The following is a 17661-nucleotide window of genomic DNA, read 5'->3' on the forward strand; positions in this document are numbered from 1 at the left end:
TTAGAAGGTAAATTTTATAGCACAAAGATTAAAAGTTAAATCCTACGGACAAATAGACCATCGAAGCTTCCTTAGATACCCCTAGTGTACCCTGAATCAAAATCACTTCACCAGGCATCACAAATAAACCACCGCCATAGCCCTGGTGCCATCTGCCCGATTGCTCACCTTTTTCCCACACCCGGCCAACATCGGTAAAACCAATCATCCCTACAGTTCCAGGAACCAGGTAAGATGTAAAATTAAACAACTTCAACCTCAGGTCCAGGTTGTTGTAAAACATGCTGGTACCTGTAAAACGTTTGCTGTTAAAACCCCTTAAACTATTCACACCACCCAATTGCATGCGTTGAAAAAAAGTCGGGTCACCAATTGTAGTACCACCGCCAACGCGGTCAGCAATCACCAGGCCCGATTTACCCGGATTGATGTAAAAACGAAACTCTGAAGTAATCGCACCATAACTGGCATTGGTTTGATCAATTCGATGTTGCCCAACCAATGAAGTCTTCCAATATACCCCCTTCTTTGGTATACCTGCATTATCCCTGGTATCGTAAACAATGCTACCAACTAAACCGCCATAATACTTATCAGAAAAGATATCCTGATCAGGATTGGCAGCATTGTAATCGTTAAAAAAGTGTTCTTCATTACCAGATGCTGTACTCGTATAATAAGAAAACAATACCCCCGCATCTACTCTTAAATGCTTAGCCAGCTGTCTGCCTAACCGAACATCAGCATTCAGATAATTGTAGCGGTTCCGGTAATAAGATATTCCATCTTCCCGGTCAACTCCAGGAATGTCATCAAAATCGTGATCTATATTTTCAGTATTGTTTCCAAGCCCGAAGAAGTTACTCAGGTTATTCGGACCAAGCAAATTGGCATGAACAGTAAGATCATTATTTCCTATGGCTTTTTTAAAATCAGAGCTGTAGTCCAATACAAATGAACGCCGGCCACTGTTATAATTGGCCCAGAACTCGTGTTTCCTGGCATACGGACTTTTCCTGAAGCCCTGCTTTTCGATGATATAGCCTAAGCCAATCTGTATACCCTGGTCAATGTTGTAACCACCGTTCACCAATATCCCGGTACGGTCATATAAGAAGCCATTTTTATCAAAACTGGTCACAGTACTATCTTTTCCCAAACGCATCTTTGCCAGGCCCTTTGCTGGCAATTGATTTTCCTCATCGGTCCGGTCGTATATAAATGGCTTATTTTGAACCGCCTTGTCAATTTTATACACATCCGCCTCTTCTCCGCCAATTAGCCTTACCCGAATGGGCGACTTACCAGTACCCTGCACATCAAAAACATTGTTGCCGGCCAGTCCAAACAAACGGATCTCCTTGGTAACCTTCGGGTCAAACTTACGTTTATAAATCAACCTTCCGTTTGTTCCGTCTTTTTTGATATTGTAAACACTCAGCTTTACACTACCATCATCCTCATTTTTAACTTCAAAATATTCTTTTTTGGCGGAGGCCGGAACATCAACTGCAATAGACAGAAAACGATAATACTTCATAGCCAGGCTGTCCAGCTTATCCCGTCTGGATATAAAATGATGTATCAACTCCGGCCCTGTTAATTGATAAACCGGCTCAGGCATTTGTGAAAAAGCTTGTTGCACCAGTTCATTGGTCATTTTTCCCTGAACATATTTGATCTCTTCCTTCCAATCTTTCTCATTCAGTTCATTTAAAAAATAACGGTCAAAATACCTTTCATTAAAACTCCAGTGCTCTACATCCCTGATGTCATCACTATAGGGTTGTAAATGCGTTTTAAGCCACTGATGCGTCAATACCCATGGAAATACCCCCGAAGTCTTATAAAACACTTTATCCCGGTCCCTCGGAATCGGTAAATAGGTAGTGGTTTGATTCTCGTTTTCCTCAGGCCGCCAGCGCCAGTTGTCCTCATGCCTGTCCCAGTCCCCCAATAAAAAGTCAAGTAGTCTGGCCCTTAAAGTTAATTTCTGATCGACATCTGTATCGTTGTCCTTTTGAATCTTGCGCTGCGCTTTGTCCGTATTGTCAGTTTTTTCCTCAAAGGGACTTCTTTCCTCAATCAGATAGACGGCATTTGAAAAATCTTTACGGTATTCGCCCAATCCCGGATCATCACCAACATAAACAATCTCAGGTTTGGCATGTGGCAAATCTAAAGCCCCGGCCAACATTGGAACAACCAGTGCTGCAAAAGGATGATTGGTAGATACCTGATCCTGTGCAATATCCTTGGCAATGGTAGCACGCAGGTTTTCAGCCATACCACGCTCGGGATATTTTTGTACCGTGCGCAGTGCCCATTCTTTTCCCGTCGGATCAACCAATCTGAGGGATCGTGTCTGCATGCCGCCGCCAAGCTTCACAATCTTCAATCCTCCCTTTTCTTTTTGAAGTTGAATGATGCGCATTTTAACTGGCGTTGCCCAGATTTTACGATAGCTTTCTCCCAGCCAGAAACGGTGAAAACCACTCACTTGATTATATTCCGGGGCGACAGCAATCGTTATGGAATCCTTACCGGCAGACAACTGGGCCTTCACTGCAATGCCAGGCCATAACAGCATAGGACAAAAAGCCGCTAGGGCAACCAGATTCTTTTTCAATTGCATATATTCTTTAAATTTTTAGTACTTCACACCTACTCTTAAGGCTTTTAAACCTTCTACGCCTTGTAGCTCTTCCAGATCCAGATATTCCACATCATGGTTCAACAAACGCTGCGCCTGCAATTTCTTAATGTAAACCATGTATTCCTGGGCTTCTTTACTGTTAAAATACACAATCGTAATCTTTCCGGGCTGAGTAATGCGTTCGGTAGTATTTTTAACCAATGCTTTATCAATTCTTTTCTTAACCATTTGATAACGAATATTATAACTACCCTCCACATCAAACCTTTGTTCATCAATCCGGAAACTGACATCAATCAGTTTCTCATAAACAAAAATAAGTTGCGTGGTTTCCAGTGGCGTAGAAAAATAAGGGCCAAGGTTATTCGTTGTTTGCGCAATCTCTGCAAGTACACGCAATTGCTTTGACCTGAACTCATGGACAATATTATCCGGAAAAGGAATATTGGGTGTAATGGATTGCCCCAGATATACGTCAAATTCTACTCCATCCGTTCTGAACTTCTCAAAGTAGCAAGGATAAAGCGTTTGTATTTCCGTATTAAACTGATCCAGGTGTCGCGTTACCGCGACATTAATCATTTGCATACTTTTCTCATAGCGCTCGCGGTTTTCGAATATTTTACCTTCTTCGCCAGTCTGCCTGAAATAATCGTCAACAATAGCCGTCACCTCAGGATAAGCACCTTTCAAATGTGTAAGTGCTTGTGGGATTTGCAGCAAAAGGTAGTTTTCAGTTTTCAAAATCTCCCTGTCGGATAATTCTTCTAGGTGTTTATAACTCCAGATCGCCTCTTCATAAGGAATTTCACTATGATCGCTCATTTTAATTGTTTTTCTGATCGCAGCCAGGCTACGTTCCAGAATTTCAAAATGCGCATACAAATCTTTCCGGATTGCGGCATTTCGTTGTATACTGGAGTTTCGAATATCTACAGCTCCATAGAAAGGATAAACGTCTTTAAAAAATACAGGCTCTATCGGTAAGTTCCGATCCTTTCCACCCGATTGAATATAATGGTAAGCGACTTCATGAAAGCGCCACTGCACTGAGCGTTGTAGTGCCGTAAATTTATCCGTGATCACCTCCTGAATTTCTGTGTCAAAATCAACAATTACATTTTGAAAAAGCTGTGCCAATAAAGGAAAAGCCGCTTCAATTTTTGTTAAAGTCTGACCATTAAATGCAGCCGGATCTTTGGTATACAGTTCCAGACACCCCACCAAACGCGCGTTATAATATAGCGGAAATAACGCGTAAGACTTGATGCCTACCACCCCCAACAATTTCAGCATGGGATAGGTGATGTATTCCTCATCTGTAATTTCCGGAAAAATAAGTGTCCGCGGATTTTCGATGTATTCCTGGATCAACTTCAGGTATTCACTATCGTCCTGTCCCTGCTCCCTGGCCAACTGTATCAATACACTATTAAAACCTGAAAGCTCATTGATTTGCAAATGGTTATTCAATTTCAAATAAGGAACCATTCCAAAATCAATAGCATCTGTACCAACCAAAGTTTTTAATGCGGTGATGATCTCCTTGGTATGTAAACCTTTTTGGGTTTCATTGTGTTCAATGATCAGATTTTTGATCGTTTCCAGTACATATTCGCCAGTAACATCCGTTAAAGTGACAATAGAAATTCCCTCAATACTAAATATTTGTGGTGGGATCAGCTTGGTTAATATTTTAAGCGTGTTTCTTTCGTCTTTAATGTAGTCTTTAACATCACGCAGATTGTACTGGGGCAATTCAACACTGGATTTAATCTCCAAAAAGCGCGTATCCAGATTTAAACGGTAATACTTCAACAAATGCGTATCCGGATCCAATAAAGAATGGATGATCAGCTGATTACCAGTTAATGAAAAATTATAGAATCGCTCAAGTACAATGTTATAGAACGTAGAAAGCAGGTTCTTTTCCATCTCTCTTTTAGACGGCAGGGAAAGATCCGTTTTCAACCGGCACTGGTTGGTATCCATCAGCACATTGTAAAATGCATCTGTACCGTAGTGGAAGCAAGGAGATATCGGTGTACTCAAGGCCCAGTATTGCTGACTTTCATCGTTAATAATTGGCGATAACGCGGTATAAATCAATTCAAAAAGTGCAGTATACTTCCCCGCATCTTCAGGTAAAATTGGATTTTTAAGTTCCGGGTACTGCTCAAACTGTTCCAGGATATAGCGGTAAAAATTAATTTTGGCCGTTTGTTCCGTGGCCAGCCGGCGTTTGATATATTCAATAAAAGGATTTAAAGAAAGCTGAATATCAGCTCCAACCAGATGTTGTCCGGATCCCGTGATGCTTTTATTTAGATTTAAAGTTATTGCCTGCATTTAATTACGCTTTATGAGTCTAATCAGTCATTAGAACCCGGTAAACTTCAAGAACAAAAGTAATTAATTACTGAATGTGTTTGAATTTTAAAATATTACCTTCGGTCAGTTCATCCCCTTCGTTGGAAATAAAGAGATTCAGGTCTTTATCAAAAGCAATGCCCTCAGGCTGATTAAAAATCGAAGAATTAAGCTTATAAGATGCGCGAACTTTCCAATCCTGTCCAACTACCAATAACAATTTCTGAACAGAGGAAACGATATACCATTCGCCTGTTTTAGGATTTTTAGTTAATGCAGAAGGTCTTAAACCGCCTTTAACAGCGGTAGTTTTTGATAGGTCAATGCTAAAGCCGCCTTTAGAAACCAGATCAGCAGTCTGCCGCTGATAATTGAATACATATCCCGTTATTGTTGGCTTTTTCTTATCAATTTCACAATTTTTGCACAAAAAATAAATGTTGCCACTGGCTTCATCAGCATACATACCTTCATACTCTCCCTTAGGCAACAGGTGTTTATATTCTTTAACACGCTCTGTTTCTGTTTTCGCAGTGTCCTCAATTGGAAAAGCATAAACAGAACCATTGCTTTTTAAAACGAATACCATTTCATTTAAAATGGCCAAGTCTTCAAAATCACCTTTTGGCGCAAACTTCGTATTGGTTTGTTTTTTAATCCCCCAATGTTGTTTAAACAGCTTACCATCCTCATCCTGTATACTATAAACCATTTTACTATCACCATGATGAAAGGTTATCCCAGATATTTCCAGCAAACTGGAAGGCATGTTTAATTTTTCCGGTTTGTTGAGGTCATACCCCTTCGGACTCGTAAAACGATTTTGGGGTGCCTTACAAGCATAAGTACCAAAAATGCAAAGCAAAGAGAGGATAAGAAGGCATTTTTTGTATAATTTCTTCATGTAATTTAGATGTGCTTTTGTTTTGTTTGTTGCAAAAATAGGTAAATAGATTGCTGAACATCATCATTTAACTGTAAGTTAATGATTGCGCGGATCATTCTTTTCAATTCTGAGTCAAGAACCGGGAAACAAACCTCTATCCTGCTGTAAATATTCCTGTTCATCCAATCTGCCGATCCCATGAAAAACGCTGCCTCTCCATTATTTTCAAAAATAAAGATCCGCCCATGCTCCAGGTAGCGGTCTACAATCCTGGTCACGGTGATGTTTTCACTTAAGCCGGTTAAACCAGGAACCAGGCAGCAAATCCCCCTGACGATCATCTTAACCACCACGCCTGCCTGGGATGCTTCATACAATTTGGCAATCAGTGTCTTTTCCTCGAGGTTGTTCAGCTTAATGGTAATTCCCGCAATGCGACCACTTCTGGCATGTTCAATTTCTCTGTCGATTAAAGTCAGGAACCGATCCATCAGGTTGAATTGAGCTACCAGAAGATACTGAAAATCAATATAATCATCTGCAGCAGGTGATTTTTTACTTTTACTCAAAAAACCGAATAAAAGTTCCAGTTCTTTCAGCATCCCCCGATGGGCAGTCAGCAAAACCTGATCGGTATAAAATCTGGCCGTGTTTTCATTGAGATTGCCTGTAGCCAGCAAACCAACAGATTGCTCGTTTCCATTAACCATGCGTTTCACCAGTGCAATTTTAGCATGTACCTTCAAATCCAGGTTGCTGTAAATGATCTTAACCCCAGCAGCTTTCATTTGTTTGGCCCACTTGATGTTGTTCGCCTCGTCAAACCGCGCTTTCAGCTCAACCATCACCACAACTTTTCTTCCATTGCGTGCGGCAGTCATCAAAGCGCTTACAATTCTCGAACGTTCTGCTACACGGTATAACGTGGCATAAATCTCCGTAACATAGACGTCATTGGCAGCTTCGTTAAAAAAGCGGAGTACCGGATCATAACTTTGGTAAGGCACATTCACCAGGATATCTTTTTTCAGAATCAGCTCAAATAATGTTTCCGTTCTGGAAATTTCAAAATGCACAGCAGGCCATTTCGGATAAAAATACGCCGCACCCTTGAGCGGAAAATCATTTAAATCTTTTAAATTATGGTACCTCCCCCCGGCTACCACCGCAGCTTTCTGCAGATTCAGGCCATATATTAAACGGTAAAGGTTCCGCAAAGGAATACCAGGTTCATATAAAAAACGTGTGGCAAAGCCAAGATCACGGCTTTCCAGCTGACGCTCCAATGCAGCGGTCATATCTTCCTCGTCCCTGCTGTTTTCAGGATTCAGTTCAGCATCTCTGGTAATTTTCAGGTTAAACATGCCTTTAATCTCGTCTTCGGGAAAAAAGTAAGTCATGTTCTGCTTCATGATGTCTTCCAGAAATACCACATAACTGCCTCCATCATTTGTAATGGCGTAAAAACGCGGCAATACATCAGAAGGCACGTTGACCAGTTCCAGACGCTCATGCCCATGTTTGTCCATTAAAATGATAGCCTGATAAAGTTTGTTGTTCTCCGCAAAAAAATCAGTCAGGTCATCATCTACATTTACGGTATGGATGTAGGCTAGAATTTCCGTAAAAAAAAGGTGCGAGGCCTGTTCCACAACATGTTCAGGAAAATTTTCATTATACACCCAGTGTACCCCGCAGGCAGAAAGTGCCGGCAGGATTTGTCTATGGATAATCTGACCAAACAACTCCTGTTGCCTGCCAATTTCAGCTTTTGCAAGCTCATAATTGCCCGGACCGGCAGTCAGCTCACGATGCTCATCCACGGCCATTAAAACCGGAATACGCACCCTGTAAAATTCGTCCAGATTGGACGAATAAATGGATAGAAATTTAATTCTTTCCAAAAGGGGCACTTCAGCTCTGGCAGCCTGCAACAACACCCTTTCATTGAAGCTGAGCCAACTTAAATCGCGGTTTAAAAACACCAATTCTTCCATCCCGTATTACATAGCTACAAAGCCTGATGCAACAATAAAAGCAATTACTGCACCAACCGTACCGAACATAAATACATTGTAAGCAATTCTCAACAACCTGTATTTACGTCCAAGTACCACACCTTGAGCATATACATCTTTAATTAAACTACCATACAAAAAATCACGGTCTTCCATCAGCTTATGCATCCCACCTTCATAGTCTGGCAAACTCATCCGGTAAAAATTACCAAAAAACAATAAGTTCACCCGCTTGGCACTGATATCCTCAGGTGTAAATACCCCTGAAGGTATGGAAGGCCTGGTAGCCAGTATAGAAAAGACCATGGTTACCACACAAACAACCAGCAAAATCATAGTTGGTATAATCAGGTGCGGATTGTCCTCCAGTTTACGTAACAGAATACTCAAGATTACGGATAAAATAATCGAATTGGTAGAGATCATGATGTGCGCTTTATTATCCGCCATATCACTCAGTCGCTGGTGATTGGTAGAGGCAATCCTGAACATCGTTTCAATACCACGGTCGGGTCGGTCTTTATTCTTTTTCTTTTTTTCTTCTTTTTCCAGGTCTTTATCAGGCTTTACCATAACTTCAGCCTTGGTCTGCATCAATTGTTTGTGTTCCAGTTCGGCCAGGTTTTCCGCTTTCTTGGTGTTGAGCAATTGCTGACAAAAATCAGTGTGATAATGATGCGCCTTAAAGAGCGCGATGGTTTTAGCTCGCCAATCGGCTTTATCAATCACCCGGTTACAAAATGCTTCCGCTTCTTTCCGCATCAAACGATTACGGTCCCGGAAACGATCACTTCCCAAATGGAAAAGATCAGCATCACAAACAATCTGTTGTAACAAGCCCACCGGGCGCTGAGGCATTTTTGTAGCCAGGATGCAACCTTTTACCTGCTCAATAACTTCTTCGCTTAAACCCTGTGTTTTTAAAAACTGAACGGCCATCTCTGCACCCTTTGACTCGTGCGCAGCACAATCAAACAAATAGCCCATGTCATGGAACCAGCTTGCGGCCACTACGATAAAAAAATCAGCGTCAGACAATTGATAGTGGTTTGCAATCTTTACAACGTTCCCTACTACCTGCTCGGTGTGTGTCAAGTTATGGTATATAAACCGCTCATCTTTATGCGAGTAAAACAAGTTTACAACATGATTTTTCAATTGATCTAATACTTCCCGGTAATCCATCTTCTTTTATTGCTTTTTACTAAAATAAACTTAAGTATAGTGCTTTTACTGATGCCCTTTTAACTAAGCCCTTTCCAGCATAAATATGAGAGTTTTAATTTTCATATTTTAAAATACTTTAAAAGATGTTTTTATTCTGTTTCTGAGACACAGTTCAAAAGGTGATTGAGATCACCCCGGATGGTGATCCTTGTCATGTTAAAAGCTCACAGCTACTCGGAACTTTGGTGCACATTAATTGATTGTTATGATTGCTGAAAAAACCATTAAAGTACAAAGCCATTGTTACCACTGTGGTGATGATTTACCAGCCAGCCCCTACACGCTCGATAACAAGCAATTCTGCTGCCTCGGCTGCAAAGGCGTATACCAGGTCCTATCCAGCCACAACCTGTGCAATTACTACGAATACAACGACATACCCGGACAAACCCAACAAACTCAAAACCATCATTTTGAATATCTTGAGGAGCTTAACATTGTCAACGAACTGGTAGATTATACAGATGATCGCATTACGGTCATTACTTTATATGTTCCTGCCATCCATTGCAGTTCCTGTATCTGGTTATTGGAAAACCTCCATAAAATAAATCCGGCGATCGCACAATCGCGGATCGACTTCTTAAAGAAACAAGTAGCCATAACCTTCAAAAATCAGGAAACTTCCCTGCGAAAAGTCGTTGAAACCATGGTTTCCATCGGTTATGAGCCTTTGATCAGCTTACAGGATGTGGTTAAAAAGCAGCAATCGGACTACTCAGAAAGAAACCTGGTAGCCAAAATTGCCGTAGCCGGCTTTTGTTTTGGGAACGTGATGCTCCTCAGTTTTCCCGATTATTTCGGACTATCGGAACTGGAACAACAGTTCAGATCTTTTTTTGGCTGGCTAAACCTCGCATTTGCCCTTCCAGTTGTATTCTACAGTGGCAAGGATTATTTTATTTCTGCCTATAAAAATCTAAAAAAGGGAGTACTAAACCTTGATTTTCCACTGGCACTCGGAATTGCCGTGATGTTTATCCGCTCTATTGCAGAAATTATCACCAATTCAGGCGCAGGTTTCGTAGACACTTTATGCGGACTCGTATTCTTCCTCCTGATTGGCAAATGGATGCAGCAAAGAACCTATCATCACTTGTCTTTTGAACGCGATTACCGGTCCTACTTCCCCGTTGCAGTCACACTGATCCTCGATGGTGAAGAAAAACCCGTACCACTAAAGGAACTGGCCACCGGGCACCGTATACTGATCAGAAGTAATGAAATTATCCCGGCCGATGCCATACTATTAAAAGGCGAGGCAGAAATAGATTTTAGTTTCGTAACCGGAGAGTCCCTTCCTGTTAAAAAAACCTTGGGTGAAGTGGTGTATGCAGGGGGGCGGCAATTGTCTGGCGCTATAGAACTGGAAGTTGTTAAACCCGTATCACAAAGCTATTTAACCCGTTTATGGAACAATGAAGCATTCAGCACGGAAAAAGACCGCATCAAAACCTTTAGCGATACCGCCAGCAAATATTTCAGCGTAGTCCTGCTTTGCATTGCATTTGGCTCCGCATTTTTCTGGATGTATACCGAAGGTAACGCCACCAGGGCTATTGCGGCATTAACGGCCGTACTGATCATTGCCTGCCCTTGTGCATTGGCCCTGAGCTCTCCATTTACCCTGGCAGCAGCGCTGAGTATTTTTGATAAAAATAGGTTCTACCTGAAAAGTACAGCCGTTGTGGAGGAACTGGCGCGGATAGACACCTTTGTTTTCGACAAAACAGGGACCATCACCAATCCGGAGGCAAAAGGCATCAGATTTCATGGCGACATAACCATGGCACAACAGCAACTCGTGAGCGACCTGTCCAGAAATTCAGGGCATCCCCTAAGCCGGGAACTCAGCAAGCGTTTAGATTTAAAAAAGATTTTTCCGGTTGATGATTATACAGAAAAAGTTGGACGGGGGATCAGTGGCAAAATTAATGGTAATAGCGTAAAATTAGGAAGTTCCGCTTTTATTGGTCTGCCACTGATCAACTCTCCATTAGGCAGTGCCGTTCATGTCATGATCAACGAACAATACCTGGGGTATTTTAGTTTTCAGCAACAATGGCGGCCAGGTTTTAAAGAGCTCGTTTTTAAATTGGGTAAAACCGCTGATTTACACTTGCTTTCCGGTGATCAGGACCATGATAAACAAACCCTGGTCCCTTTCTTTCCCAGAACGCAGCAAATGCATTTTAAACAAAATCCGCAACAAAAACTGGATTACATCGCCTCGCTACAGGCGCAGCATAAAAAAGTATTGATGTTTGGTGACGGACTCAATGATGCCGGAGCACTTCGGCAAAGCAATCTTGGTGTAGCCGTAACGGACAACATCAACAACTTCTCACCGGATTGTGATGCCATACTGGATGGCGCAGCATTTTCCAAAATACCACAGCTCATCCAACAGGCAAAAGATGCAGTGAAGGTCATCCATATGAGCTTCGGCATTTCCTTAACTTACAATTTCATAGGCTTATACTTTGCGGTACAAGGACTCCTTTCGCCCCTCTTCGCAGCGGTACTCATGCCATTAAGCACTGTAACCATCATTTTATTCACCAGTACCGTAACCCGGCTTTACGGACATAAAAATAATTTGCTATGAACATGATCTTCTTTCTAATTGGCTGCAGCATTTTGCTGGCACTGATTTTCCTGGCGGCTTTTTTCTGGGCAAGCAAAACGGGACAACATGATGATACTTATACACCTGCAATACGCATCCTTTTTGATGATGTGACTGAACTCGAAAAAGAGTCATTAAAAAATGACGAAGATCACCTTTAAGCCCAACTGAGGTCATTCTGCAAGCAAAAACACACCAGTACTTTTACATCCATAAACACTCACCATTTTCACATGACTGAAAAATTTTACTACGACAACAAGATCGTCAGGAACTTTGCCATCGCCACCATTGTATGGGGTATCGTTGGCATGACGGTCGGATTGCTCATTGCCATGCAACTGTTTAAGCCCGCTTTAAATATGGGCTCCCAGTATACCACTTTTGGCCGGATCAGACCGCTCCATACAAACGCCGTTATTTTTGCTTTTGTAGGAAATGCCATTTTTATGGGGGTATACTATTCACTGCAACGCTTGTTAAAAGCACGGATGTACAGTGATGTACTGAGCAAAATCCACTTCTGGGGATGGCAACTGATCATTATCGCCACTGCAATTACGCTTCCTTTAGGCTTAACTACCTCGCATGAGTATGCAGAAATGGAATGGCCGATAGATATTGCCATTACGGTAATATGGGTCGTATTTGGGATCAATATGTTTGGTACCATCATCAAACGCCGGGAACAACACATGTACGTAGCCATCTGGTTTTACATCGCAACCTTCGTTACCGTAGCAGTACTACACATTGTGAACTCCATACAGTTACCCATCTCAGCATTTAAAAGTTACTACCTGTATGCCGGTGTCCAGGATGCCCTGGTACAGTGGTGGTATGGTCACAATGCAGTAGCCTTCTTTTTAACTACACCTTACCTGGGTATGATGTATTATTTCTTACCTAAAATGGCCCAGCGACCGGTATATTCCTACAAACTGAGTATCCTGCACTTCTGGTCGCTCATTTTCATTTACATCTGGGCCGGTCCGCATCACTTGCTTTACACCTCCCTTCCGGGATGGGCCCAATCGTTGGGTGTGGCATTTTCGATTATGCTGATTGCACCGAGCTGGGGTGGGATGATCAATGGCTTGCTCACACTACGAGGTGCCTGGGATAAAGTAAGGGAGGATCCGACGCTTAAATTCATGGTGGTTGGTATCACGGCATATGGCATGGCCACTTTTGAAGGCCCGATGCTGGCACTTAAACAGATCAATGCCATTGCGCACTATACCGACTGGATCGTTGCACACGTACACGTTGGCGCATTGGGCTGGAATGGATTCCTGACTTTCGGTATCCTGTACTGGTTAATTCCAAGAATTTATAGAACAACCTTATATTCTAAAAAATTAGCAGCCTTTCATTTCTGGATTGGGACACTGGGTATTATTTTTTATGCCGTACCCCTTTACTTCGCAGGTTTCACCCAGGGCTTGATGTGGAAAGAATTTACTGAAGAAGGCATGCTGCGTTATCCAAATTTCCTGGAAACTGTTATCCAGATCATCCCGATGTATATGTTGCGGGCTTTGGGTGGTGCGCTATATCTTACTGGTGTAATTGTCATGACCTACAACCTGATCAAAACTGTAGCTACAGGTAAACTTTGGGCCAACGAGCCTGCGGAAGCCATGCCATTGGCAAAAGATTACAAACCTCAGGGATCTGACCGTAAATTACACCGGGTATTGGAACGTAAACCTATGGTGTTCCTGGTGCTTTCATTAATCGTCATCCTGATTGGTGGTATGATCGAAATGATGCCAACCTTCACCATCAAATCCAATGTACCAACCATCAGTAGCGTAAAACCTTACAGTCCCCTGGAGCTACAGGGAAGAGATGTCTACATCCGCGAAGGTTGTGTCAACTGCCACTCCCAAATGATCCGTCCGTTCCGTTCAGAAACAGAACGTTATGGCGAATACAGCAAAGCCGGTGAGTTCGTGTACGACCATCCCTTTCTTTGGGGTTCTAAACGTACCGGACCAGATTTACAACGTGAAGGGGGTAAATATGGAAATGTATGGCATTTCAACCACATGCTGGATCCGCAGACCATGTCGCCGGGTAGCATCATGCCTCCTTACGAATGGTTGATTACCCAGCCCCTCGATACCACAACCACAATCAGTAAAATCAACGCCATGCGTACACTTGGCGTACCTTATGAATTGGGTTACGAACACAAGGCAAATAAGGATCTGGATGAACAGGCTAAAGAAATAGCGGCAGATCTGCAAAAAAACAATGTAAAGGTTAAAAGTGATAAGGAAATCATTGCCTTGATTGCCTATCTGCAACGATTGGGAACAGACATTAAAGCAAAGTAGAACATTAAACCGACAACATTATGTTTAAGCAATTTTTAGATCAGGCAACCGGAAATCAGTTTTACCTGCTTTCCTCCCTCGCAATTTTTATGCTCTTTTTCATTGTCGTGGGAATTATGCTGATCACCATGAAAAAAGACGAAGTTAAATATATGAGTGAACTCCCTTTAAAAGACGATATAAAATGACAGATATCTTAATTTGGGGCTTACTGTTACTGGCAGTATGCATATTGATCGTTTCCATCCTGGTTTTAAAGGTCATTAAGATCTTTGTTAAGGAAAGTATACATCCAACCAGTTTCGCATCAGAAGCAGAAAGGGAAAGATACCGTTTGGAACAAGAAAAACTGGAAGCCGAAAAACCAGAACAAAAAAGCTTCTGGACAAAAATCATGCAACTCAAACCAATTTCTGAAGAGAAAGACCTGGTTATGGAGCATGAATTTGACGGCATTGCCGAATTGGATAATCCTACGCCGGCATGGTTTATGGTCCTGTTTTATGGAACAATTCTCTTCGCCGCAGGCTATATGTTTACCTACCATGTGATGGACTGGGGTAAAAACCAGGAACAGGAATATGCTGCGGAACTGCAGCAGGCAGAAGATGACCGCATTGCGCTCCTCCAAAAACCTGGTGGCGGCAGTACCAATAAAATCAATGAAAACACCGTAGAGCTGAGTACGGACAAAGCCGTTCTGCAGGCCGGAGCAACGGTATTTAAAAACGTGTGTACACCCTGTCACGGTGAACATGGGCAAGGGGCTGTTGGCCCTAACCTGACTGATGACTACTGGTTACACGGCGGAACGATCAAATCCGTATTCAAGACCATTAAATATGGTATCCCCGAAAAAGGAATGATCGCCTGGGAGAAACAGTTGAATGCCAAACAGATCTCAGATATCGCCAATTATGTTTTATCCTTAAAAGGAAGTAATCCTGCCGGCGCCAAAGCACCACAAGGAACAAAAGAATAACATGTCACAAAGTCCAAACCATTTCAGAGACCAGATCTCCACCCTTACAGACGATGGAAAAAGCCGCAAATGGCTTTACCCAAAGGTAATCAAGGGGAAGTTGTATCAATATCGCTCGGCAGTTAGCTATTTCTTCCTGGCCCTACTTTTTACAGCCCCCTTCATTAAACTGAATGGCGAGCAGCTGGTTCTCTTAAATGTATTGGAACGCAAATTTGTCTTTTTTGGCATCATTTTCTGGCCACAGGACTTCTTTCTGTTTGTACTCGCGCTGCTGACCTTTATGGTATTCATCGTGCTGTTTACCGTAGTTTTTGGCCGGGTATTTTGCGGCTGGGCCTGTCCGCAGACCATCTTCCTCGAAATGGTATTCCGTAAAATAGAAATCTGGATTGAGGGTGATCACCTGAAACGTAAGCAACTGGACGATGGGCCGCTAACGACTGAAAAAATTGTTAAAAAAATACTCAAGCACAGCATTTACCTATTCTTGTCCTTTCTGATCGCCAATATCTTTCTGGCCTACCTCATCGGATCAGAAACCCTGATCAAAATTATCACCGAGCCAATTTCCGCACACTTGTCGGGTTTTATCTCCATCTGGATCTTCACCTTTGTCTTTTACCTGGTCTTTTCTAAAATGCGCGAACTGGTGTGTACCGTAGCCTGCCCGTATGGTCGGCTACAGGGTGTACTGCTTGATAACGAGAGCATCATTGTAGCCTATGATTATGAACGTGGTGAACCCAGGGGAAAACGGGTTAAAGGAGCGGAAAATGCAAAGGGAGATTGTATTGATTGCAAACTATGCGTAGATGTTTGTCCTACCGGGATTGACATTCGCAATGGCACCCAATTGGAGTGTGTCAATTGTACAGCATGTATTGATGCCTGCGATATGGTGATGGAAAAAATCAACCGGCCCGCAAGACTCATCGGTTTCAAATCCGAAGATGAGATTAACAGTAAAAAGCCATTCCATATCAATAAAAGAATTTATGGTTACAGCGCTGTCCTACTCATCTTGATGACAGGCCTCTCCTATTTACTCCTGACACGCAGCGATGTCAAAACTACCATTTTGCGTGCCGGCGGAACTTTATATCAATTACGCGATCAGGAAAAAGCCGTGAGTAATTTATACAATGCAGAGTTGATCAATAAAACCAGCAAAGGCATCAAAGTGCAGATTGTGCCAGAAAATCCAAAAGCAAAAATCCAGTACATTCAAAATCAGGATTCTATTGCTTATGGTGGAACGGCTAAATTGACATTTTTCGTGATTTTACCGCAAAGTGAAATCAAACAATACAAATCTGAAATAAAGTTTAAACTCGAAGCGAATGGCAAAATCATAGACCGCTTTGAAACTACATTTATTGCACCTCCTAACAATTAAAAGATGAACTGGGGAACAAAATTAGTAATCGGAATGCTCAGCTTTATGACTTTTATCGTCGTATTGGGTGTGTTGATGTTCAATAGTAAAACGGATGCCCTGGTAGATAACGACTACTATGAAAAGGGCTTAACCTACAATGCGGATTACAACCGAAAAGAACAAGTCAAAACAGATGATGCCGGTCCGAAGCTATCCATAGATCAGCAAAACATCGTTTTAAGTTTCAAAACAGAAGCTTCTGGCATCATCAATTTGCAGCGCAGCTCGGACAAATCTATGGACCAGCGGATTGCTTTACAAACCGATGAAAAACACCAGGCCGTCATTCCGCTGAAGGGAATCGCAAGGGGCCAGTGGCACGTCATCATTTCCTGGATCAGTGATGGCAAATCTTATCTTGATGAACAGGAAATCCACATACCATGAGTAACGAGAAACTGGCCTTCATGATTGGCTTACTAGGTAGCCTGCACTGCATTGGCATGTGCGGGCCACTGGCGTTTTCGGTACCTGTTGTAAAACCTGGCTGGCTGTTCCTGGTTGCAGACAAACTGTTTTATCAATTTGGCCGGATCCTGGCCTACTGCAGCCTGGGTATAATCATCGGCTTAATTGGCCAGCAATTGTGGCTGGCCGGGATACAACAAGGGGTAAGCATTTTTAGTGGAATCCTGATCCTAATGGCTGCCTGTTCCCGTATCTTTAAGTTAAGCAGGTTTAAACCTAAAAATCAATGGTTATTGGCCCCTTTTAACCGGATGTTCAATTACGCATTGAAACACAAAGCCAATCACCTGATCATCGGCTTCATTAATGGTTTTTTACCTTGTGGTTTCGTATACCTCGCATTGGCGGGTGCTTTAAATACCAACGGTGTAACCCATGCCGTAACTTATATGTTCTGGTTCGGACTAGGTACCTTACCCCTCATGTTCATCGCAACCATCAGTATGAGCTTTACAGGCAGTATGCTGAGAAATAAAATCAACCGGGTTATTCCTTACATGATGCTTTGCCTGGGCATCTGGTTCATCTGCAGAGGCTTGGCCCTAGATATTCCTTATCTGAGTCCCCCAGCTAATCCGAATGGCATTAGCGATTGTCGTTAAAAAAAATACCAGCCTGAATCAGACCGGTATTTTGAGC

At 42.4% G+C, this 17661-nt stretch carries 13 protein-coding genes; 8 read left to right on the plus strand and 5 right to left on the minus strand.

The genetic code is table 11. From position 1 onward, the window contains the following. Positions 1-28 precede the first annotated feature (28 nt). The 5 genes from IM797_RS03380 to IM797_RS03400 all read right to left on the minus strand — a co-directional run bounded on the left by IM797_RS03380 (position 29) and on the right by IM797_RS03400 (position 9115). On the minus strand, positions 29-2635 hold the full coding sequence (locus IM797_RS03380) for a BamA/TamA family outer membrane protein (RefSeq protein ID WP_194125668.1): 2607 nt from the start codon (positions 2633-2635) through the stop codon (positions 29-31). 15 nt (positions 2636-2650) lie between these two features. After that, entirely contained in the window at positions 2651-5005 is a 2355-nt protein-coding gene (locus IM797_RS03385) for a GAF domain-containing protein (RefSeq protein WP_194125669.1), read from the minus strand. A 67-nt stretch (positions 5006-5072) separates the two neighbouring features. After that, positions 5073-5930 carry an SdiA-regulated domain-containing protein gene (locus IM797_RS03390; protein WP_194125670.1) on the minus strand — a complete coding sequence of 286 codons (858 nt, stop codon included), beginning with the start codon at positions 5928-5930 and terminating at the stop codon, positions 5073-5075. Positions 5931-5935: 5 nt separating this feature from the next. After that, positions 5936-7909 (minus strand): polyphosphate kinase 1, encoded by a 1974-nt coding sequence (ppk1, locus tag IM797_RS03395; protein WP_194125671.1) that lies wholly within the window; start codon positions 7907-7909, stop codon positions 5936-5938. 6 nt (positions 7910-7915) lie between these two features. Further along, the gene (locus IM797_RS03400; RefSeq protein ID WP_194125672.1) at positions 7916-9115 is read right to left on the minus strand and encodes a Pycsar system effector family protein; all 1200 of its coding nucleotides are present in this window, start codon (positions 9113-9115) and stop codon (positions 7916-7918) included. Between the two features lie 247 nt (positions 9116-9362). Here IM797_RS03400 and IM797_RS03405 point away from each other — a divergent pair, with 247 nt between their 5' ends. From IM797_RS03405 to IM797_RS03440, 8 genes are all read left to right on the plus strand, one after another. Beyond that, a complete protein-coding gene (locus IM797_RS03405; RefSeq protein WP_194125673.1) occupies positions 9363-11765 on the plus strand; it encodes a heavy metal translocating P-type ATPase metal-binding domain-containing protein in 2403 nt (800 codons plus the stop codon). Beyond that, a complete protein-coding gene (gene ccoS, locus IM797_RS03410; RefSeq protein ID WP_194125674.1) occupies positions 11762-11947 on the plus strand; it encodes a cbb3-type cytochrome oxidase assembly protein CcoS in 186 nt (61 codons plus the stop codon). The genes IM797_RS03405 and ccoS overlap by 4 nt, the downstream gene beginning before the upstream one ends. 72 nt (positions 11948-12019) lie before the next feature. Further along, complete coding sequence (ccoN, locus tag IM797_RS03415) at positions 12020-14131, plus strand: cytochrome-c oxidase, cbb3-type subunit I (protein WP_194125675.1); 2112 nt, start codon at positions 12020-12022, stop codon at positions 14129-14131. A 20-nt stretch (positions 14132-14151) separates the two neighbouring features. Next, a complete protein-coding gene (locus tag IM797_RS03420) occupies positions 14152-14319 on the plus strand; it encodes a hypothetical protein (RefSeq protein WP_194125676.1) in 168 nt (55 codons plus the stop codon). Further along, positions 14316-15113: a cbb3-type cytochrome c oxidase N-terminal domain-containing protein gene (locus IM797_RS03425; RefSeq protein WP_194125677.1), complete on the plus strand. Its 798-nt coding sequence runs from the start codon at positions 14316-14318 to the stop codon at positions 15111-15113. Before IM797_RS03420 ends, IM797_RS03425 begins: the two co-directional genes overlap by 4 nt. Position 15114: 1 nt before the next feature. After that, on the plus strand, positions 15115-16512 hold the full coding sequence (ccoG, locus tag IM797_RS03430; RefSeq protein WP_194125678.1) for a cytochrome c oxidase accessory protein CcoG: 1398 nt from the start codon (positions 15115-15117) through the stop codon (positions 16510-16512). 3 nt (positions 16513-16515) lie between these two features. Further along, complete coding sequence (locus IM797_RS03435; RefSeq protein WP_194125679.1) at positions 16516-16941, plus strand: FixH family protein; 426 nt, start codon at positions 16516-16518, stop codon at positions 16939-16941. Continuing rightward, complete coding sequence (locus IM797_RS03440; protein WP_194125680.1) at positions 16938-17624, plus strand: sulfite exporter TauE/SafE family protein; 687 nt, start codon at positions 16938-16940, stop codon at positions 17622-17624. Before IM797_RS03435 ends, IM797_RS03440 begins: the two co-directional genes overlap by 4 nt. Positions 17625-17661 lie beyond the last annotated feature (37 nt).

The organism is Pedobacter sp. MC2016-24, from assembly GCF_015223055.1.
Lineage (GTDB): Bacteria > Bacteroidota > Bacteroidia > Sphingobacteriales > Sphingobacteriaceae > Pedobacter.